Origin of the sequence: Rhodanobacter sp. OR87 (assembly GCF_000473345.1) — a bacterium.
Taxonomy (GTDB): Bacteria; Pseudomonadota; Gammaproteobacteria; order Xanthomonadales; family Rhodanobacteraceae; genus Rhodanobacter; species Rhodanobacter denitrificans.
On sequence record NZ_AXBJ01000001.1, the window covers coordinates 312,657 to 329,574 of the forward strand.

General features: G+C 69.9%; 14 protein-coding genes and 1 pseudogene. 8 read left to right on the forward strand and 7 right to left on the reverse strand.

All coding sequences use genetic code 11. The features are described from left to right. Window positions 1–17 precede the first annotated feature (17 nt). Window positions 18–725 carry a hypothetical protein gene (locus RHOOR87_RS0101365; RefSeq protein ID WP_007509954.1) on the forward strand — a complete coding sequence of 236 codons (708 nt, stop codon included), beginning with the start codon at window positions 18–20 and terminating at the stop codon, window positions 723–725. Window positions 726–822: 97 nt separating this feature from the next. Then, the gene (locus RHOOR87_RS0101370) at window positions 823–1,209 is read left to right on the forward strand and encodes a PDZ domain-containing protein (protein WP_007509956.1); all 387 of its coding nucleotides are present in this window, start codon (window positions 823–825) and stop codon (window positions 1,207–1,209) included. A 40-nt stretch (window positions 1,210–1,249) separates the two neighbouring features. On the opposite strand, the gene RHOOR87_RS0101375 is transcribed toward RHOOR87_RS0101370, so the two are convergent. Continuing rightward, window positions 1,250–2,632 (reverse strand): class II fumarate hydratase, encoded by a 1,383-nt coding sequence (locus RHOOR87_RS0101375; protein ID WP_007509958.1) that lies wholly within the window; start codon window positions 2,630–2,632, stop codon window positions 1,250–1,252. A gap of 103 nt (window positions 2,633–2,735) precedes the next feature. On the opposite strand from RHOOR87_RS0101375, the gene purB reads away from it, so the two are divergent. After that, window positions 2,736–4,103, forward strand: a complete 1,368-nt coding sequence (purB, locus tag RHOOR87_RS0101380) for an adenylosuccinate lyase (RefSeq protein ID WP_007509960.1) — start codon at window positions 2,736–2,738, stop codon at window positions 4,101–4,103. Window positions 4,104–4,196: 93 nt separating this feature from the next. On the opposite strand, the gene gstA is transcribed toward purB, so the two are convergent. Beyond that, complete coding sequence (gstA, locus tag RHOOR87_RS0101385) at window positions 4,197–4,817, reverse strand: glutathione transferase GstA (protein ID WP_007509962.1); 621 nt, start codon at window positions 4,815–4,817, stop codon at window positions 4,197–4,199. Window positions 4,818–5,002: 185 nt separating this feature from the next. Here gstA and RHOOR87_RS0101390 point away from each other — a divergent pair, with 185 nt between their 5' ends. Then, window positions 5,003–5,425, forward strand: coding sequence for a helix-turn-helix domain-containing protein (locus tag RHOOR87_RS0101390; RefSeq protein ID WP_007509967.1), 423 nt, complete (start codon window positions 5,003–5,005; stop codon window positions 5,423–5,425). A 6-nt stretch (window positions 5,426–5,431) separates the two neighbouring features. On the opposite strand, the gene cysK is transcribed toward RHOOR87_RS0101390, so the two are convergent. Both cysK and cysG read right to left on the reverse strand, forming a co-directional pair. Further along, on the reverse strand, window positions 5,432–6,370 hold the full coding sequence (gene cysK, locus RHOOR87_RS0101395) for a cysteine synthase A (protein WP_007509969.1): 939 nt from the start codon (window positions 6,368–6,370) through the stop codon (window positions 5,432–5,434). A gap of 69 nt (window positions 6,371–6,439) precedes the next feature. Then, a complete protein-coding gene (gene cysG / locus RHOOR87_RS0101400) occupies window positions 6,440–7,900 on the reverse strand; it encodes a siroheme synthase CysG (RefSeq protein ID WP_007509971.1) in 1,461 nt (486 codons plus the stop codon). Window positions 7,901–8,201: 301 nt separating this feature from the next. On the opposite strand from cysG, the gene RHOOR87_RS0101405 reads away from it, so the two are divergent. Further along, on the forward strand, window positions 8,202–9,197 hold the full coding sequence (locus tag RHOOR87_RS0101405; protein WP_007509973.1) for a LysR substrate-binding domain-containing protein: 996 nt from the start codon (window positions 8,202–8,204) through the stop codon (window positions 9,195–9,197). A gap of 58 nt (window positions 9,198–9,255) precedes the next feature. On the opposite strand, the gene RHOOR87_RS0101410 is transcribed toward RHOOR87_RS0101405, so the two are convergent. The 3 genes and pseudogenes from RHOOR87_RS0101410 to RHOOR87_RS0101420 all read right to left on the reverse strand — a co-directional run bounded on the left by RHOOR87_RS0101410 (window position 9,256) and on the right by RHOOR87_RS0101420 (window position 13,521). Further along, on the reverse strand, window positions 9,256–9,978 hold the full coding sequence (locus RHOOR87_RS0101410) for a phosphoadenylyl-sulfate reductase (protein ID WP_007509975.1): 723 nt from the start codon (window positions 9,976–9,978) through the stop codon (window positions 9,256–9,258). Continuing rightward, window positions 9,975–11,675, reverse strand: a pseudogene (gene cysI, locus RHOOR87_RS0101415) (assimilatory sulfite reductase (NADPH) hemoprotein subunit); the annotation flags it as partial. The gene RHOOR87_RS0101410 and the pseudogene cysI, both read right to left, overlap by 4 nt. Before the next feature lie 76 nt (window positions 11,676–11,751). Then, window positions 11,752–13,521 carry an assimilatory sulfite reductase (NADPH) flavoprotein subunit gene (locus RHOOR87_RS0101420; protein ID WP_051357915.1) on the reverse strand — a complete coding sequence of 590 codons (1,770 nt, stop codon included), beginning with the start codon at window positions 13,519–13,521 and terminating at the stop codon, window positions 11,752–11,754. A 202-nt stretch (window positions 13,522–13,723) separates the two neighbouring features. Here RHOOR87_RS0101420 and RHOOR87_RS0101425 point away from each other — a divergent pair, with 202 nt between their 5' ends. From RHOOR87_RS0101425 to RHOOR87_RS0101435, 3 genes are read left to right on the forward strand one after another with little or no spacing between them, the layout of a single operon-like run. Further along, on the forward strand, window positions 13,724–14,476 hold the full coding sequence (locus tag RHOOR87_RS0101425; protein ID WP_007509986.1) for a sulfite exporter TauE/SafE family protein: 753 nt from the start codon (window positions 13,724–13,726) through the stop codon (window positions 14,474–14,476). Window positions 14,477–14,510: 34 nt separating this feature from the next. Next, window positions 14,511–15,707, forward strand: coding sequence for a cupin domain-containing protein (locus RHOOR87_RS0101430; protein WP_007509988.1), 1,197 nt, complete (start codon window positions 14,511–14,513; stop codon window positions 15,705–15,707). Continuing rightward, window positions 15,704–16,654, forward strand: a complete 951-nt coding sequence (locus tag RHOOR87_RS0101435; RefSeq protein WP_007509990.1) for a GNAT family N-acetyltransferase — start codon at window positions 15,704–15,706, stop codon at window positions 16,652–16,654. The genes RHOOR87_RS0101430 and RHOOR87_RS0101435 overlap by 4 nt, the downstream gene beginning before the upstream one ends. Window positions 16,655–16,918 lie beyond the last annotated feature (264 nt).

Consider the following 16,918-nt stretch of genomic DNA (forward strand, 5'->3'; position numbering starts at 1 on the left):
CGCACGGAGAGAAAACGATGAAAGCCAACATGATCGCCATCGGCATCCTTGCATCCGCGCTGCTGCCGCTGGCTGCCTGCAGCCGGTCCGGGCAGGACACCAACCCATCGGGCGTCGCCAGCGACATGGCCCAGGCGGCGAAGGACGTCCACGAACAGACCTCCTCCTCGGTGATCGCCGCCGAGGTCCGCAAGGGCATCGAGCAGGCCAAGAAGGAGCTGGTCAGCAAGGACATCAGCCTGGGCAATATCCACATCGGCGACGGTCCGCACCCGCACGACGGCACTCTCCCCAAGGCGGTGATCACTCCGCAGGGCGAACTGGTGATCGCCGGCAAGCCGGTACCGGCCACGCCGCAACAGCACCCCATGCTGGTGGATTATCGCCAGCAGATCATCGGCATCGCCGAAGCCGGCATGGACATCGGCGCGCAGGGCGCGGACATCGGCGTCAGCGCGGCGAAGCAGGCGCTCTGGGGCGCGTTCACCGGCAAGAGCGACAAGGAGATCGAAGCCAGCCTCAAGCCGCAGACCGACCAGATCCAGGCAGCCGCCCTGCAACTGTGCAAGCGTCTGCCCGGCGTGCTTGCCTCGCAGCAAAAGCTGGCCGCCGCCATGCCTGCGTTCAGGCCCTACGCCACGATGACGCAGAAGGACGTCGACGACTGCGGCAAGGACATGAAGGACAAGGACGGCAAGAAAGGCTTTGCCGTGTTCTCGGACTAAGCCGCAACTTCCACTCGCATTCCCCTCGCCCGCGTCTCACGTGGTGTCCACGACACCGCGGCGGGCACCCTCACCCCCGCCCAAAGGAGACCACCGCATGCGACACCTGATCCTGCTGGGCACCCTCGCCACGGCATCGTTCTTCGTCCTGCCGGCACAGGCCGGTTGGCATGTACAGATGCATGGCACGCGCGACAACCTGAGCTGGCATGACGTCGGCGGCCGCGAACTCAAGCTGGCCTCGCTCGACGGCACGGGCATCCGGGTCATCCGCATCACGCCGGCCAGGCACGCCGGACTGCGGCGAGGCGACCTGATCACCGCCGTGGACGAGCAGCCCGTGACGCGCGTGGCCGAGCTGCGCGACCACCCCAGCGCCCATCGACGGGAAGCCAGCCGGCTGACCGTGCGCCGCGGTCACGAAACATTGCAGCTGGCCTTGGCGGCCGGCGGACTGGCCGCGATGGCTCACCCGCATCCCTGACCCCGTCCGCGCGCCCCATGCATGGGGCGCGCGGATCCGATCACTCGCCGTGGATGCCGCCGCGGGTCAGCGCCAACGGGTCGAGCAGCTTCTGCAGTTCCGCCTTCGACAAGCCGGTGGTCTCCAGCGCCACCTCCATGATCGGCCGGTGCTGCTTGTACGCCAGCTTGGCGGTGGCCGCGCCCTTCTCGTAGCCGATCACCGGGTTCAATGCGGTGACCAGGATCGGGTTCATCGCCAGCGCCTGGTTCACCCGCGCCTTGTTGACCTTGAAGCCGGCGATGGATTTGTCCGCCAGCAGCACGCTGACCTTGGCCAGGATCTCGATCGACTGCAGCAGGTTGTGCGCGATCAGCGGCAGCATCACATTGAGCTGGAAGTTGCCGGACTGGCCGGCGATGGTGATGGCGGCGTCGTTGCCGATCACCTGCGCGGCGACCATCGCGGTGGCTTCGGGGATCACCGGGTTGACCTTGCCCGGCATGATCGACGAGCCCGGCTGCAGCGCCGGCAGTTCGATCTCGCCCAGGCCGGCCAGCGGGCCGGAGTTCATCCAGCGCAGGTCGTTGGCGATCTTCATCAACGCCACCGCCAGCGTCTTCAGCGCACCAGAGAGTTCCACCGCCGCATCCTGCGCGGCCATGCCCTCGAAGTAGTTTTGCGCCGACTCGAACTTCACCCCGGTCAACTTCTTCAGCTGGGCGGCCATCGCCGGGCCGAACTTCGGATCGGCGTTGATGCCGGTGCCCACCGCGGTGCCGCCCTGCGGCAGCCGGCGCATGCGCTTCAGCGCGTCCTCGATGCGCTCGATGGCGGAGGCGATCTGCGCCGCCCAGCCGGACAGCTCCTGGCCGAAGGTGATCGGCATCGCGTCCATCAGATGGGTGCGGCCGGTTTTCGGCGTGTTCCTCAGTTCGCGCGCACGCTTGTCGATGGCCTTCTTCAAGTGCTTCAACGCCGGCAGCAACTGCTCGCTGGCGGTCAGCGTGGCGCTGACGTGGATCGCGGTGGGGATCACGTCGTTCGAGCTCTGCCCGTAGTTGACATGGTCGTTCGGGTGCACCTTCGCACCGGCCGCCACCGCCAGGTGCGCAATCACCTCGTTCGCGTTCATGTTGGTGCTGGTGCCCGAGCCGGTCTGGAAGATGTCGATCGGGAACTGCGCGTCATGCTGGCCATCCGCCACCGCCAACGCCGCCTTGCGGATCGCCGCGGCCTGGTTCTTCTTGAGATGCCCCATCGCCAGGTTGACCTCGGCGGCGGCGGCCTTGATCAGCCCCAGCGCGCGGATGAACGGGCGCGGCAGGCACAGGCCGGAGATCGGGAAGTTGTCGATCGCGCGCTGGGTTTGCGCGCCGTACAGCGCGTCGGCGGGGACTTTCAATTCGCCCATGCTGTCGTGTTCGATGCGGAAGCCGCTCATGGTCCTGTCCTTCGTGGAGATGGAAAACCGGCCAACTATAGGCCGTCAGTCATTGCGCCGCTGTCAATGTAAAATAGCCGTTTCCCCTTGCCGGAACGCTCCGATGTCCAACCACGCCCTGACCGCCCTGTCGCCGCTGGACGGCCGCTACGCCAGCAAGGTCGAAGCGCTGCGCCCGATCTTCAGCGAGTTCGGTTTGATGCATCGCCGCGTGCAGGTCGAAATCGCCTGGCTGCTGGCGCTGGCGGCCGAGCCGAAGATCGCCGAGCTGCCGCCGTTCGAGGCCGCCCAGGTCGCCACCCTGCAAGCCATCGCGGAAAACTTCAGCGAGGCCGACGGTGAACGGATCAAGGCGATCGAGGCCACCACCAACCACGACGTCAAGGCGGTGGAGTACTTCATCAAGGAGAAGATCGGCGCCGATGCCGGCCTGGCGCAGGCGAAGGAATTCGTGCACTTCGCCTGCACCAGCGAGGACATCAACAACCTCTCCTACGCGCTGATGCTGCGCGATGCGCGCAGCCAGGTGCTGCTGCCGCAGCTGGATGCGGTGATCGCCAAGCTGCGCGAGATGGCGCACGCGAACGCCGCGCTGCCGCTGCTCTCGCGCACGCACGGCCAGACCGCCTCGCCCAGCACGCTGGGCAAGGAAATCGCCAACGTGGTGGCGCGGCTGGAGCGTCAGCGCAAGCAGCTGGTGGCGGTCGAAGTTTCCGGCAAGATCAATGGCGCGGTGGGCAACTACAACGCCCACGCCATCACCTACCCGGAAGTGGACTGGCGCGCGTTCTCGCAGCGCTTCGTGGCAAGCCTCGGCCTCGATTTCAACGCCTACACCACCCAGATCGAGCCGCACGACAACGTGGCCGAATACTGCGACGCGGTGCGCCGCGCCAACATCATCCTGATCGACCTGGCCCGCGACATCTGGGGCTACATCTCGCTGGGCTACTTTAAGCAGACGCTGAAGGCCGGCGAAGTAGGCTCGTCCACCATGCCGCACAAGGTCAATCCGATCGACTTCGAGAACGCCGAGGGCAACTTCGGTCTCGCCAACGCGTTGCTCGGCCACTTCGCCGAGAAGCTGCCGATCAGCCGCTGGCAACGCGACCTCACCGACTCCACCGTGCTGCGCGCGCTGGGCACCGCCTTCGGCCACGGCCTGGTCGCGCTGGAATCGCTGAAGAAAGGCCTGGGCAAACTCAACGTCAACGCCGAACGCATCGCCGCCGACCTCGACGCCAGCTGGGAAGTACTGGCCGAAGCCGTGCAGACCGTGATGCGCCGCTATGGCCTGCCCGAGCCATACGAGCAGCTCAAGGCGCTGACTCGCGGCCATGGCATCACGAAGGATTCGATGCGCGAGTTCATCGGTGGCCTCGATCTGCCGGCGGAAGCGAAGCAGCGGTTGCTGGAGCTGACGCCGGGCGGCTACATCGGCTTGGCCGAAGGACTGGCGCGAGGCATCTGAGCCGCGATCGCTGCTACGCCGTCACTCCGGCGGAAGCCGGAATGACGGGCAAAACCATCGGGCCACGCGCCTCCACGCGCGGTCCGATGCAGATCAGGCGAGAGCCTTCTTCACCAAGCCCTCGGCCTCCAACGCCGCCTGCACCGCGGGGCGCGCGGCCACGCGCTTCTGGAACGCCAGCAACGCCGGGAAGCCGGACAGGTCCAGGTCGACGTGCCTGGCCCAATTGGTCACGGTGAACAGGTAGGCGTCGGCCGCGGTGAACTTGTCGCCCAGCAGGAACGGCTGCTTCGCCAGCACACCCTCGATGAACTGGTAACGCTTCGTCAGGTACTCCTTGCGCTCGGCGCGGGTGGCTTCGGGCGTGTCGGGCTTGAACAGCGGGCTGTAGCTCTTGTGGATCTCCGAGTTGATGTAGCCCAGCATCTCCTGCAGGCGGTAGCGCGCCAGCGTCCCGTTGGCGGGCGCCAGGCCGCTCTCGGGCTTGAGGTCGGCCAGGTACTGCACGATCGCCGGGCCTTCGGTCAGCAGTTCGCCGTTGTCCAGCGCCAGCACCGGCACGTAGCCCTTCGGGTTGACCTGCCAGAAATCCGCGCCGCCCTCGGTACGCTTGGCCTTGCCGTCGACCTTCTCCAGCGGCAGCGCGATGCCGGCTTCCAGCGCCACGATGTGCGGCGACAGCGAGCAGGCGCCCGGCGAGTAATAAAGCTTCATGCGTTTTCTCCGTGTTGGGGGCGTGGGGAAGAACCATCACTGCGATCGCGCGAGGCGTCTGCCTGCGCGCGCCGCAAGGATGACGGCATGCTAGCCATCATGGTTACTCATGGATACCACCTAACCATCAGTTAGCGGAAAAATGTAGTATCCCTCCGGTTACCGCACTCTCCGATGGAATTCCGATGGGCCTGCCCGTACGCAAGAGCAAGGTCGCCGCACCGCCGGCTTGCCCGCTCACCGAGAGCCTGGCGCTGCTGCGCGGCGCGTGGGCGCCGAACGTGGTGTGGTACCTGAGCGCCGAGCCGCGCCGCTTCGGCGAACTGCGCCACGACATTCCGCGCATCTCCGCGCGCGTGCTGAGCGCGCGGCTGCGCGAGCTGGAATCGCGCGGTCTGGTGACGCGGCGCGTGCTCGACACCTCGCCGCCGTCGGCCGAGTACGCGCTCACGCCGCTCGGCCGCGAGCTGCTGCCGGCGATCCGGGCGCTGGCCAGCGTGGGCCAGAAGCTGATCGCGGAATGGGAAGCGGGGGCGTCGAAACGCGCGCCCGCCGCCGCACGCGGAACGATCTCGGGTCGCCGGCAAGCCAAGGCGACCGGCGCGTGACCGCGCTCAGACTTCGTCCGACCCCTCGTTGACCCCTTCGAACAGGAAGGTCGACAGATAGCGCTCGCCGGTGTCCGGCAGCATCGCCAGCAGCACCGAACCCTCGGGCGCGGTCTTGGCCACGCCTAATGCGGCAGCCAAGGTGGCGCCGGAGGAGATGCCGGCGAAGATGCCTTCCTGCTGGGCCAGCGCGCGCGCGGTGTCGCGGGCCAGCACGTCGTCGACCGGCACGATGCGGTCGACCACCTTGGGGTTCAGCACGGCCGGCACGAAATCCGGCGTCCAGCCCTGGATCTTGTGCGGCTGCCACTCCTTGCCGGACAGCAGCGCCGCGCCGGTCGGCTCGGTGGCGACGATCTGCACTTCCGGGCGCGCCACTTTGAGCACTTCGCCCACGCCGGTGAGCGTGCCGCCGGTGCCCCAGCCGCTGACGAAGTAGTCCAGCCGACGGCCGGCGAAGTCGCGCAGGATCTCCGGCGCGGTGGTCTGCCGGTGGTAGGCCGGGTTGGCCGGGTTTTCGAACTGGCTGGCGAGGAACCAGCCGTGCTTGCGCGCCAGCTCTTCCGCCACCTTCACCATGCCGGTGCCGCGCGCGGCGCCGGGCGTGAGCACCACCTTGCCGCCGTAGGCGCGGATCAGCTTGCGCCGCTCGAGCGAGAAGGTATCCGACATCACCGCCACGAACGGGTAGCCGCGCGCCGCGCAGATCGCCGCCAGCGCCACGCCGGTGTTGCCCGAGGTGGCCTCGATCACGGTCTGGCCGGGTTTCAGAACGCCGCGCTGTTCGGCGTCGAGGATGATCGCCAGGGCGAGCCGATCCTTCACCGAACCGGCGGGGTTGAACGCCTCCACTTTCACGTACAACTCGACGTGCTTGGGGGCAAGGCGGTGAAGCTTGACGATGGGCGTGTTGCCGATGGTGTCGAGAATGCTGTCGTGGATCATGGAAGTGCTCCGGCCGTCTGGAGAAAAAAGCGTCGCGCAATCATGCGCCCGCCGAGGTGAAGATTTTCGTCAGGTGCGATGGACCGCTGCCAGCACGTCGGTGGTGGCCGCCCGCGCAGGACGGATGGCAGGTACCGCCGCGCCCAGCGGCGGCGCCCCGAACCAGGCCAGCGAGGTGGCCAGCGACGCCACTTCGCCCAGGATCAGCAACGCCGGCGAACGCACCGCGTGGAACGCCGCGCGCTCGACCATGTTGGCCAAGCTGCCGGTGACCACCCGCTGCTGCGGCAGCGAGCCGTTCTCGACCAGCGCGAACGGCGTCGATGGCGCACGGCCATGTTTGAGCAGGCGCGCCTGCAGCGTGGTCAGCTCGGCCACGCCCATGTACACGGCCAGGGTCTGCCGCTCCTGCGCCAGCGCAGCCCAGTCCAGGCTGTCGCGCGAGGACTGGCAGTGCGCGGTGACGAAACGCACCGATTGCGCATGGTCGCGATGGGTCAGCGGCACGCCGGCGTGCGCCGCACAGGCGACGGCCGCGGTGATGCCGGGCACCACTTCATAGGGAATGCCGTGGGCGCGCAGGAACTCCAGCTCCTCGCCGCCGCGGCCGAACACGAATGGGTCGCCGCCCTTCAGCCGCACCACCCGCCGCCCTGCCCGCGCGTGCTCAAGCAGCAGCGCATGGATGCCGTCCTGGGTGGTGTGGTGGTGGCCGGCCTGCTTGCCCACCTCGATCCGCTCGGCGTCGCGCCGGGCCAGCGCCAGCACCTCGGCGCTGACCAGATGGTCGTGCAGGATCACATCGGCCTCGTTCAGCGCACGCAGCGCGCGCAGGGTCAGCAGGCCCGGATCGCCGGGGCCGGCGCCGACCAGCAGCACCGAGCCGGCCGGGACCGCGGGTGCCGCGGCCAGCGCCTGCTCCGCCGCCTGCCGCGCGTCCTCCGGCCGCCCTTGCCGCAACAGGTCCGCCACCGGCCCGGCGAACAGGTTTTCGTAGAAACGTCGCCGCGTCGCCGGCTCCGGGTGGCGCAGGCGGATGCGCCGACGCAACCGCGCCGCCAGCAAGCCCAGCGCGCCCAGCGAAGGGTCGAGCAGCGTCTCCAGCCGCTCGCGCAGCAGCCGCGAGAGCATCGGCGCCGCGCCGCCGCTGGAAATGGCGATGGTCAGCGGCGCGCGGTCGACCAGCGCCGGCACGTGGAAACTCGACAGCACCGCGTCGTCCACCACGTTGACGAAGATCCGCCGCAGCCCGGCCAGGGTGGCGATCAGCCGATTCAGCTCGGCGTCGGAGGTCGCCGCCACCACCAGCCAGACCCGCTCCAGCCAAGCTTCCTGGAACGCATCCCCGCGGTGGGCGATGCGCCCCGCCGCCGCCCAGCGCTGCAACTGCGGGGTGAGCACGGGCGCGTTCACCGTGACCTGCGCCTGCGCACCGAGCAGCGCGGCCACCTTGCGCTCGGCCACCGCGCCGCCGCCCACCACCAGCACGGCGCGGCGGGACAGGTCGGCGAACAGGGGATACAGCTTCATTCGGGCGGGATCGCATCGCAGGCAAGGGAGTCGCCGGCACGCTACGCAACATTCGCCGGCGCGGCAAATGACTTGTGCGGCCGCGCATATGCCTTCCCGTCATGTAACGCCTCGCGCAACGCCACGCTTGACCATTTTATCAAATAGACATATAGACGTCCGTACATGATCATCGACGCCGACCGCCACGAATCCGCCAGCACCCATGTGCCGCACACGATGCCGGTTCGCGCCGCCCGATGTACTCGTGCCCCGTTCGTGCCTCGACCCAACGATCCCGACCGTCCACGAGCCCATCGCCATGACGCTGACCCAGTTGCGCTACCTCGTCGCCATCGCCGACTCCGGCCTCAACATCACGCTGGCCGCCGAGCGCGTCCACGCCACCCAGCCCGGCCTCAGCAAGCAGCTCAAGCAGCTTGAGGACGAGCTGGGCTTCCAGCTGTTCGTGCGCAAGGGCAAGAGCCTGGACGCGGTGAGCCAGGCCGGCCGGCACGTGCTGGAACGCGCCCGCGCCATCCTCGCCGAGGCGGCCAACATCCGCGCGATCGCCGCCAACCTGCGCAACGAGGCGCACGGCGAGCTGCGCATCGCCACCACCCACACCCAGGCTCGCTTCGCCCTGCCTGCCGCGATCGGCGCGCTGAACCAGCGCTACCCGCAGGTCAGCGTGCACCTGCAGCCGGGCCGCGACGGCGAAGTGCTGGCCCAGCTGGAAGCCGGTCGCGTCGACCTGGCGGTGATCAGCACCGCCGGCGCCCCGCCGCCGATCGGTTTCGCGCTGCCGGCCTACCGCTGGCAGCGGGTGATCGTGGCGCCGCGGGAGCACCCGCTGGCCACCAGCGGACGGCAGCCCTCGCTGGACGAACTGGCCACGCTGCCGCTGGTCAGCTACGACTCCTCGCTGAAGGCCGACTCCTCGCTGCGCCGCGCGTTCGAAGCGCGCGGCCTGCGCCCGCAGATCGCGATGACCGCCGGCGACGCCGACCTGATCAAGACCTACGTGCGCACCGGGCTGGGCATCGGCGTGCTGGCCGAGATGGCGATGCAGGACGGCGACACCGACCTGCGCGCGCTGCCGGCCGACCATCTGTTCCCCCAGTGCACGACCTGGATCGTGCTGCGCCGCGAGAGCGTGCTGCGCGAATACGTGCTGGAGTTCATCACGCAGTTCGCGCCGCACCTGGACCGCCGCGAGGTGGTGCGTGCGCTCGCCGCCGACACCGTGCCGGCCGAGTGGTCGGCGGTGCCGCACTGGCGCGAGCGGTCGCCCGCGGCGCTGCCCGATGCGGCCTGAAGCCTGATCGTCCTCCCGCCGCGCCGGATGGGATGCGGGCGGGATCGGGGCGGCGAGCCTACGCGAGGCTGTGCAGTCCGCATTCGCGCTTGAGCCCGAAGAAACGGGTGTCCTCGACGTCCATGCCCGGCTCCCAGCGACGGCTGGTGTGGCTGTCGCCGATCGAGACGTAGCCCTGCTGCCACAGCGGGTGGTAGGGCAGGCCGTGGCGCGCGAGGTACTGACCGATGTCGCGGTCGCTCCAGTCGGCCAGCGGGTGGAATTTCCAGCGGCCGTTGCGGATCCCGGCGAACTCGATCGCCGCCCGGCTCCTCGACTGCCCGCGGCGCAGGCCGGCGAACCAGCCGACGGCGTGCAGGTCGGCCAGCGCGCGCTGCATCGGCTCGACCTTGCGCAGCCGGTTGTAATGGTCGAGCCCGGCCACACCCTGCTCCCACAGCCGGCCGTGACGCGCTTCCATCCAGGCCGGGCTGAGTGGCGCGCTGTAGACCTTGAGGTTCAACCCGAGCCGTTCGGTCAGCTCGTCGACGAAGCGATACGTCTCGGGAAACAGGTAGCCGGTGTCGATCAGCACCACCGGAATGTCCGGCCGCCGGCGCGTCACCAGGTGCAGCGACACCGCCGACTGCGCGCCGAAGCTGGACGACAGCACGTGCTCGCCGGCGACGTGTTCCAGCGCCCAGGCCACCCGGCGTTCGGCATCGAGCCGGGACAGCACGGCGTTCAATTCGGCCAGCGCCCGTGGCTCGTGCGGCGCCTGCTCGAGCAGCGCCGCGCTCACGCGACCAGCTCCGCCGGAATGCGCCGCGACGGCAGCGGCGCGAGGATGCCGGCACGCCGCAGGAAATCGCCGAAGCCCTCGCCGTCCGCGCGCTCGGCGGCATAGCGCGCGAACAGCGGATCGAGCGCGGCGAGGATCGCCGCCTCGTCCACATTCTCGCGGTAGACCTGGTTCAGCCGCTGGCCGCTGAAGTCGGCGCCCAGGCGCAGGTCGTAGCGCCCCGGCCCGCGTCCGACCAGGGCGATCTCGCCGAGGTACGGCCGCGAGCAGCCGTTCGGGCAGCCGGACAGGCGCAGCAGGATCGGTGCGTCGGCGAGACCGTGATGATCGAGCCGCGCTTCCAGTTTCGGCAGCAGCGCCGGCAGGTAGCGCTCGCTCTCGGCCATCGCCAGGCCGCAGGTAGGCAGTGCCACGCAGGCGATCGCGTGGCGGCGGATCGCGCTCTGCTTGAGGTAGCCGTCCAGGCCGTGCTCGCGCACGATCGCGTCGATGCGCTCGCGCTCGCCCGCCGCGACGTTGGCCACGATCACGTTCTGGTTGCAGGTCAGGCGGAAGTCGCCGGCATGCGCCTTCGCCAGCTCGCGCAGGCCGGTGAGCCAGCGCCGTTCGCCGGTGTCGGCGAGCCGGCCGGATTCGATGTGCAGGGTGAGATGCCAGCGGCCGTCGTGGCCCTCGACCCAGCCGTAGCGGTCGCCGTTGTGCTCGAAGCGGTACGCGCGCGGCGCGGCAAGCGCGTAGCCCAGGCGCGACTCCAGTTCGGCCTTGAACGCGTCCAGGCCGTGCCGGTCCAGCGTGTACTTCAGCCGCGCGTGCTTGCGTTCGGTACGGTCGCCCCAGTCGCGCTGCACGCCGATCGCCGCCTCGGCCACGCCGAACAATTGCTCGGGCGTGACGAAGCCGATCACGCTGGCCAGCCGCGGATAGGTGGTGGCGTCGCCATGGGTCGCGCCCATGCCGCCGCCGACGGCGATGTTGAAGCCGCGCAGCACGCCCTGCTCGGCGATCGCGATCAGGCCCAGGTCCTGGGCGAACACGTCGATGTCGTTGAGCGGCGGGATCGCCAGGCCGATCTTGAACTTGCGCGGCAGGTAGGTGGCGCCGTACAGCGGTTCATGCTCTTCCACGGGACGAGCGTCGCCATGCAGCTTCTCGCCGTCCAGCCAGATCTCGTGATAGGCGTGCGTCTTCGGCGCCAGCTCGGCGGAGAGCCGCGTCGCCCAGGCATACGCCTCGGCGTGCGCGGCCGATTCCACCGGATTCGCCGTGCTGACCACGTTGCGCACCACGTCGCCGCAGGCGGCGATGGTAGTGGCCAGCGCCTGGTGGATCGCCGCGATGGTCGGCTTCAGCCGGCGCTTGATGATGCCGTGCCACTGGAAGGTCTGCCGCGTGGTGATGCGCAGCGTGCCGCTGGCATGCTCGCGGGCGATGCGGTCGAACACCAGCCACTGCGCCGGCGTCACCACGCCGCCGGGCAGGCGCGCGCGCAGCATGAACGAGTACGCCGGCTCCAGCTTCTGCCGGTGGCGCTCCTCGCGCAGGTCGCGGTCGTCCTGCTGGTAGCTGCCGTGGAACTTCAGCAGCTTGGTGTCGTCCTCGCCGATCGCACCGGTGATCGGGTCGGCCAGGCCCTCGGCGATGGTGCCGCGCAGATGGCGGCTGGCCGCCTTGATGTGTTCGAGATGGGAGGTCATGGGGTGCTTTTCTGAAGAGTGCGGCCATGGATGGCCGCTTCTTGACTCTCGCGTTCACGGATGAACGCAGAAATAAATCTCAGTACACGTCGCGGGCGTAGCGGCCCTGTTGCAGGAGTTCGCCGAGCCAGGCTTGCGCCGCCTCGGGGGAGTGGCCGCCGTGGACCGCGACCACGTCGATCAGGGCGGCGTGGACATCGCGCGCCATGTGTTTCGAGTCGCCGCAGACATAGATGTGCGCGCCGCCTTCCAGCCACGCATGCAGCTCGGCGCCCTGCTCGCGCAGGCGCTGCTGGATATAGGTTTTTTGTTCGGTGTCCCGCGAGAACGCCAGGTCGAGCCGGTGCAGCGAGCCGTCCTGCAATGCCTGCTGCCACTCCACCTGGTAGAGAAAATCGCTGGCGAAGTGGCGGTTGCCGAAGAACAGCCAGTTGCGGCCCGTGGCACCGCTCTCGCGCCGTTCCTGCACGAATGCGCGGAACGGCGCCACGCCGGTGCCCGGGCCGATCATGATGATGTCGCGCGAGTCGTCGGCGGGCAGGCGGAAGCGTTCGTTCGGCTCGATGAAGACCGGCAACCTGCCGTCCTCGGCGGTCGCGGCCAGCAAGGCCGACGCCGCACCCCAGTGCGTACTGCCGTGTGCCTCGTAATCGACCACGGCCACGGTCAGATGCACTTCCTCGCCTACCGCCTTCGGGCTGGAGGCAATCGAATACAGCCGCGGGACCAGCGGCCGCAGCGCAGCCAGCAAGGCCGCGGGCTGCCACGTCGCCGGGTAGCGGCGCAACAGGTCGATCGGCTGGTCGTCGGCCAGCACGGCGGCGAGCTGCGTCGACTGTTCCGGCTGCAGCAGCCGGACCAATGCATCGTGGCCGCCGGCGGCCGCCAGCGCGGCGATGAAGCCGCGATGCAGCCGGGTGATCTCGCGCTCGCGATCCAGCCATTGCCGCAGCGGCAGCGTGCGACCCTGGTGGGCGACCTCCTGCGCGCCGTCCAACTGCAAAACCTCCAGCCACTGCCCGACCAGCGCCGGCGGATTGCGCGGCCATACGCCCAGCGCATCGCCGGGCTGGTAATGCAGGCCGGAGCCTTCCAGCGACAACTCGACATGGCGCACGTCGCGCGCGCTGTCGCGCGCCACGATGCGCTGGTTGGCCAGCACGCTGGCGGCGAACGGCTGCTCGCGGGAGTACGCATGGCGGCTTGGCACGGCGTGCAGCGGGGTCACCCGCGGCGGCGGGCCGACCTGCTTCAGCAATTCGCCGGCCCGATCCAGCACCCGCTCCGTCCACGGCGCGGCGACCGCCTCGATCTCCACGTCCGCCTCGCCGAAGGCGCTGAAGCGGGTGGCACCCAGCTCGGCCAGGCGCGCGTCGAGCCGGCGCCCGATCGTGCAGAACTGCGGGTAGCTCGAATCGCCCAGCCCCAGCACGGCGAACTGCAGCGCCGGCAGCTTCGGCGCGCGCTTGCCGCCGATGAACTCGAACAGGCCACGCGCATCGTCCGGCGGTTCGCCGTCGCCCTGGGTACTGATCACCAGCAGCAGGTGGCGTTCCTGCGTCAGCTCGCGCGGCGGATAGGCATCGGCACGCAGCAACCGCACCGGCAGGCCGGCCGCTTCGGCACGGCCGGCGACCTGCTCGGCGATGCGCTTCGCGTTGCCGGTCTGGCTGCCGTAGACGACCGTCAACCGCGCGGCCGGCTGCCCCGTCGGCGCGGCCGCCGCCGTGCCGACGCGCTGCACCTGTTCGGCCTGCGCCGCGCTCCACGCGGCAACCCAGTACAGCTGCGCCGCACTCAGCCCTTCCAGTCCGCGGACCAGCTGGGCCAGCTGCTCCGCAGCGGGCATGGCTGCGGCAAGGTTCGACAAGGCGGCCTGGTTCACGGCTTCTCCGTCTGGACGTCCATACTTCTGGACGTCCAACGTATGTTCTGGCGCAGGCCATGGCAAAGGACGTGTCGGCATGTGCTTATGCCGAGGCCTCACTTCCGCACGGCGGAGCCGTTTTCGATACTTGCTACACTTCCGCGTCGCATACTGCCTCCCGTCCATGCCGCCACTTGCCGAATTCCTCAGCTTCGCCGCCGTGGGCGCCTTCGCCCAGCTGGTCGATGGCGCGCTGGGCATGGCCTACGGCGTGGTCTCCGCGGCGATGCTGCTGGGCCTGGGCCTGCCGCCGGCCGTGGCCAGCGCCAGCGTGCATTACGCGGAGACCTTCACCTGCGGCGCTTCCGGCCTCAGCCACCTGGCAGCCGGCAACGTGCGGCGGCAGCTGTTCTGGACGCTCGCCGTTCCCGGCGCGATCGGCGCGGTGATCGGCGCCTATGTCGTCAGCCACGTCCCGGCAGACGGGATGCGACTGGCGCTCACCGTCTACATGCTGGGCATGGGCGTGTTCCTGCTGCGCCGGGCGACCCGGGCCGACCGCGGCCACGACGACGTGGTGCCACGCGCCACCCGTCCGCTGGGACTGGTCGCCGGTTTCGCCGATGCCGTGGCCGGCGGCGGCTGGAGCGCGCTGACCGTGACCGCCCTGGTCGCCCGCGGCGCCACGCCGCGCACGGTGATCGGCACGGTGCACCTGGCCAAGTGCGCGGTCAGCGCCGCCGCCAGCGTCAGCTTCCTGCTGCATGTCGGCGCCACCCACGGCACCGCCGTGCTCGGCCTGATCGTGGGCGGCGTCGCCGCCGCGCCGCTGGGCGCGCTGCTCGCCCGCTACATGCCGGCGCGGGCGGCGACGCTGCTGGCTGCCACGGCGGTGCTGGGACTGGGGCTCAGCAACGTGGTGAAGGCGTTCTACTGACATCCGCTGCACGGGGCGCCGCTACAATGCGCGCATGACCCAGCCTGCCTCCTTTCCGATCGAAGTCCGCGGCTCCGCCAGACAGCCGCTGGGCATGCCGCCCGCCCGCTTCCTGCGCGACTACTGGCAGAAGCGCCCGCTGCTGATCCGCCACGCCTTCCCCGGTTTCCAGCCGCCATTGCAGCCGGACGACCTGGCCGGCCTGGCCTGCGAGCCGGGCGCGCTGGCGCGGCTGATCGTGCACGACGCGAAGCGCGACCGCTGGCAGGTCAAGTCGAGTCCGCTCGACGAGGCCGACTTCGCCAACACCCCCGACGCCGACTGGACCTTGCTGGTGCAGGACGTCGACAAGTGGGACGCCGAGGTGGCGCAACTGCTGGAACACTTCCGCTTCCTGCCGAGCTGGCGGGTGGACGACGTGATGGTCTCCTACGCCGAGCCCGGCGGCGGCGTCGGCGCGCACGTCGACCAGTACGACGTGTTCCTGATCCAGGGCCTGGGCCAGCGCCACTGGGCGATCAGCGACGACCCGCTGGCGCCGAAGGCGTTCCGCCCCGACGTGGAGCTGAAGCAGCTGGTGCAGTTCGAGCCGACCCACGAATGGCTGCTGGACCCGGGCGACATGCTGTACCTGCCGCCGGGCGTGCCGCACGACGGGGTGGCCTTCGGCGGCCCGTGCATGACGTTCTCCGTCGGCATGCGCGCGCCGTCGCAGGCCGAACTGACCGGCGACCTGGCCGACTTCATCGCCGAGCGGCTGCCGGAAGAATTGCGCTACGCCGACCCGGACCTGAAGCCGGCCACCGCCGCCGGCGAGATCGACCGCGCCGCGATCGAGCGGCTGAAGGACGCGCTGCCGTTTGCCGCCGCGTTGCACGAGGACCTGCTGCGCCACTGGTTCGGCCGTTTCGTCACCCGCTACCGCAGCGCGCAGGTACCGGCGCCGCCGGCCAGGCCGCTGACCGAGGCCGCGCTGACGAAACGGCTCGATGCCGGCGCGCAGCTGCTGCGCCACCCGTGGTCGCGGCTGGCGTGGAGCCGCGGCAAGGCCGGCTGCACGCTGTACGCCAGCGGCCAGCCGTACCCGGCCACGCCGGCGCTGGCGCAACAGCTGTGCGAACAGCGCACGCTCGAGGTCGCGCGCAAGCTCGATGCCACCGAACGCGCGCTGCTGCTGGCGCTGGTCAACGACGGCCACCTGCAGCCGCACAAGCCGCGCCGCCGCCGATGAAGCTGCAGGATTTCCACCTCGAGATTGCCGACTGGTTACGCGAGGACCAGCGCACCGCCCTGCTCGACCTGCGCGAGGAGGTGTTCATCCTGGAACAGGGCGTGCCCGAGCAGCGCGAACGCGACGGACTGGACACGGATTGCTGGCACGTGCTGGCGCGCGACGACGCGGGCCGGCCGATCGGCTGCGGCCGGCTCACGCCGGCACGCAAGATCGGCCGCATGGCCGTGCTGCAGGAATGGCGCGGCCGCGGCGTCGGCGTGGCGCTGCTGCGCGAACTGGTCGCCCGCGCCCGCACGCAGGGCTGGCCGGACGTGGCGCTGGACGCCCAGGTCAGCGCGATCGGCTTCTACGAACGCGAGGGTTTCGTCGCGCAGGGCGAGGAGTTCGAGGACGCCGGCCTGGCGCACCGGGCGATGCGCCTGGACCTGTCCGCAGTGGCTGCAGACGCCGAGCCGCCACGCGACCTCGGCACGCTGCCCGCCGGCACGCGCGGCGAGACGGCCGACGCGCGCCGGCAGCTGCTGGCCGATGCACGCCACCAGTTGTGCCTCTACCTGCCGCTGCTGGGCAACGACAGCTACGCCAGCGCGGAGGAGCTGGCCGAGCTGCGCCGCATCGCGATCTCCGGCCGCGGCGCGCAGATCCGCATCCTGCTGCACGACCCGGCCGCCGCCCTGCGCAATGACCACCGGCTGGTGGCACTGGCCCAGCGCCTGAGCAGTGCGATCCAGATCCGCACGCCGGTGGAAGAAGCGGACCGTGCCTACATCTCGGCCTACCTGCTCAACGATGCCGGCGGCTACCTGTTCCTGCCCGAGGCCGACCGCGCGCAGGGCCGTGCCGCGCGCCGCGACCGCGCCGGCCTGGCACCGCTGCAGCAGCACTTCGACGCGGTGTGGGAGCGCGCCGAACCAGCCAGCGAGTTGCAGGCGCTGGGACTTTAGGGATGCCCTGACCGGCACCGGCTGAACGGCGGCTGGCCCGGCGTTCCCTCCGGCGGCGCTGCCGTGCGATCACGGCAAATCGCGTGGAAGCGCCGCCTGCGGCGAAAGGCGTGTTAGACCATCGTCGGACAGGCCGGTCAAACGGCCATTCCGGGCGGCCTGCGGGTTGCCGCGTCGCAGCAGCCAAAGGCTATAATCGTCGGGATTCTCCCCAGTCATCCGTACGAGCGGCCCGCCGGGCTTGAAAACCGGACGGAAGCCGCG

Excerpts from the sequence above, each read along its gene's own strand:
- RHOOR87_RS0101435 (WP_007509990.1), top strand. The coding sequence starts at position 15,704 with ATGAAGCTGCAGGATTTCCACCTCGAGATTGCCGACTGGTTACGCGAG.
- RHOOR87_RS0101430 (WP_007509988.1), top strand. The coding sequence starts at position 14,511 with ATGACCCAGCCTGCCTCCTTTCCGATCGAAGTCCGCGGCTCCGCCAGA.
- RHOOR87_RS0101375 (WP_007509958.1), bottom strand. The coding sequence starts at position 2,632 with ATGAGCGGCTTCCGCATCGAACACGACAGCATGGGCGAATTGAAAGTC.
- RHOOR87_RS0101370 (WP_007509956.1), top strand. The coding sequence starts at position 823 with ATGCGACACCTGATCCTGCTGGGCACCCTCGCCACGGCATCGTTCTTC.
- cysK (WP_007509969.1), bottom strand. The coding sequence starts at position 6,370 with ATGATCCACGACAGCATTCTCGACACCATCGGCAACACGCCCATCGTC.
- RHOOR87_RS0101390 (WP_007509967.1), top strand. The coding sequence starts at position 5,003 with ATGGGCCTGCCCGTACGCAAGAGCAAGGTCGCCGCACCGCCGGCTTGC.
- gstA (WP_007509962.1), bottom strand. The coding sequence starts at position 4,817 with ATGAAGCTTTATTACTCGCCGGGCGCCTGCTCGCTGTCGCCGCACATC.
- RHOOR87_RS0101405 (WP_007509973.1), top strand. The coding sequence starts at position 8,202 with ATGACGCTGACCCAGTTGCGCTACCTCGTCGCCATCGCCGACTCCGGC.
- RHOOR87_RS0101425 (WP_007509986.1), top strand. The coding sequence starts at position 13,724 with ATGCCGCCACTTGCCGAATTCCTCAGCTTCGCCGCCGTGGGCGCCTTC.
- purB (WP_007509960.1), top strand. The coding sequence starts at position 2,736 with ATGTCCAACCACGCCCTGACCGCCCTGTCGCCGCTGGACGGCCGCTAC.
- RHOOR87_RS0101365 (WP_007509954.1), top strand. The coding sequence starts at position 18 with ATGAAAGCCAACATGATCGCCATCGGCATCCTTGCATCCGCGCTGCTG.
- cysG (WP_007509971.1), bottom strand. The coding sequence starts at position 7,900 with ATGAAGCTGTATCCCCTGTTCGCCGACCTGTCCCGCCGCGCCGTGCTG.
- RHOOR87_RS0101420 (WP_051357915.1), bottom strand. The coding sequence starts at position 13,521 with ATGCCCGCTGCGGAGCAGCTGGCCCAGCTGGTCCGCGGACTGGAAGGG.